The following is a 2,320-nucleotide window of genomic DNA, read 5'->3' as shown; positions in this document are numbered from 1 at the left end:
AACTGCCTGGTTGCCTTTACCAACGCCGGCAACGGCAAGGTGACGATGCTGGCTGGCGGTGCGGGACGTCCCTGGCACGCGCTGCGGGCTGCAGGCTTGCCGACATTGAACGCCGGATCGTCCTGGTTGGCCTGTCCTAGGACCGGACACTGCATGGTGGTCGGCACACAGGTGGCGGTCACGACAGATGGTGGTAATTACTGGAGACTCATCGGGCCACTCCCTGCTGCCCCGAGCGGCTACTCGAACAATTTTCCCGGGCAGGCAGCATGTCTATCGTCCGGGCGATGCTTGCTGCTGGTAGATGCATCGCCTTCCTCCTCATCGTCCGGTGCGGTTGCGGCGCGAGTTCTCACCAACACGCCGTAACGACGAGCAAATAACGCTCCATCGCTGGGATCGAGGCAGGTCTTTCGGGCATCTCAGGCGTGTGACGCGGATACAGCATCCGCGTCGGCTCCCATCACCTAGAAGTTGAAGTCCGAGCTATCGCAATCAGCTCGGGGGGGACGCCGGCTGATTTGTCTGCGACATAATGTGCTCGGGTCCAGTCAGCGGAATACCGGCTGGGTGCGGGCGGGTGCCAGCGATATTGCTACCCGCCCGTCGGCCAGTCGAGATCCACACTGTCGGCCACATCCGATACACACCGCGCGTTATGGGTCGTGCTTTCAGGACCTACGACTTCGTTCAGCGCCGGAAGGGGTGTGTTGCATTCAAGAATCGCTACCGGTGCTGATTCTGAATCACGTATCATTGCGGTCGGTGCGCCCGGAACATCGTCGGCTCTACGTGTGGTTGGCTGCCATTTGCTCGTCCCGCCGAGGAGCATCACAAGAGCTGCCGTGATGGCGAGCCACGCTCCGTAGACAGGCCAACCCGAGATCAGGAGACTGCCCCCCGCCAGCGCGTCGCGATCGTGAACGGCATACGCGTGACCCGCCGAGAATCCACCGAGCAGCACGGCGAGGATGACAACGAGCCCGCCGATCTGACCTGCTCTCTTGATCGAAAGTGGCCGGAACACAGCAGCGGCGAGAGCGACAATCCCGCTCAGCCCCACGAGGATCGGCCAGAGGATCCCGCCGTACCACATGGGTTCATGGACGGCGCTGTACTCGTAGGTCGGGAGCACCGTTGATACAACGAGGAAGAGAGCGCAGGCGGCGAGCATCCACCTGAATCGCCTGGTCGCCGCTGTAATCACCGAGTGAATATCGGCAACTTCTCTTACTGTCTTGAAGGCACAGCGGATGGGCACTCATGGCCGGTTGTTGCCTCCGTGGGAGAGCCTCCGGCCAGGCAGCAAGGTAGCGCCGGAGGGCGGTCGGGACCGCTCAATGGCGGTGATCCCCTTCCCGACCTCACAGGCGGGTCCGCGTCAGCACACCCGGATGCCCGTTCCTTTCGATGCCACCGCGCGTTTCCGAACAGGGTGAGGTGTTTACGGCGAGGCGGCGGGACAGCCGACGTCCCCGGCACCGATGCTGTTGATGAGTAGCTGGTACACGGTGTACTGGCCGGGCACGCCCGTGAGGTACCCCCTCAGCACGCCACTCGAGGTGGTTGCAGTCCACGTGCCCCCTTGCGCTGCCGAGGTCGTGAGAGTCGTACCGTAGAGGTTCTGCGCCTCGGCCAAGGTGTCGCCGACTCGCAGGCCGAGTTCGGTCTGCGCTGTATGCCCAACGCCATTCAGGTAGAAGCCCCCACCAGGTGGAAAACGAGTGGTCGCTCCGACGGCCCGGTAACCGACGAACCGGTCGCGAGAGAAGAAGGCAGTGACCTCTCCCCAGCGAGTGGAGGCGTCGATCTGACAGTTACCCGGGTTCTTCAACGTCGCGGTGGCGGTGGGCTTCCCGAAGAGGCGATCGAGCGTGGCCGTCACCGCGGGCTGCGAGCCGCCAAAGCGCGCGGTAGCGATTCCATCACCGAAGAGCGTGGCGGCGGGCTCGTCGGTGCTCTCCCAGAGCACGAGCGAAGCGGTCCCGTCGGGGCGGACTGAGGCGATGGCCGAGCGGTCGGCGAACCCGTTGCCCATGAAGGTGTCCAGGTAGATCGTCCCGTCGGTGCCGACGGCGATCCCGTTGGGCGAGAATCCTCGAATGCCGTGGAAGAGGCCAGGATAGAAACTGACGATGGTTTCGTCGGGCCCTGTCGCCGACAGCCGCATCACTGACAGCTCGTTCATGGCGAGGACGGTTCCGGTCGGATCGGTTACGAGCCCACCGTTGCCCCGGCAATAGATGTTCTGATCACCTGCAGGCTGCGTCAGCGTGCCCGAAGGAGTGACCACGAGGACGGCCTTGGTGTTGAATCCGAA

3 protein-coding genes are annotated in these 2,320 nt (G+C 63.5%); all 3 read right to left on the bottom strand.

The annotated features are described in order from the left end of the window. Positions 1-182: hypothetical protein (locus tag VFA16_RS05480; RefSeq protein ID WP_324966841.1), on the bottom strand; the 182-nt coding region annotated here is incomplete at its 3' end. 413 nt (positions 183-595) lie between these two features. Next, complete coding sequence (locus VFA16_RS05475; RefSeq protein WP_324966840.1) at positions 596-1,174, bottom strand: hypothetical protein; 579 nt, start codon at positions 1,172-1,174, stop codon at positions 596-598. Between the two features lie 270 nt (positions 1,175-1,444). Then, the coding region (locus tag VFA16_RS05470) for a hypothetical protein (protein WP_324966839.1) at positions 1,445-2,320 on the bottom strand (876 nt) is incomplete at its 5' end.

The organism is Mycobacterium sp. (genome assembly GCF_035653355.1).
Taxonomy (GTDB): domain Bacteria; phylum Actinomycetota; class Actinomycetes; order Mycobacteriales; family Mycobacteriaceae; genus Mycobacterium.
This window is presented reverse-complemented; position numbering and strand designations above follow the sequence as displayed.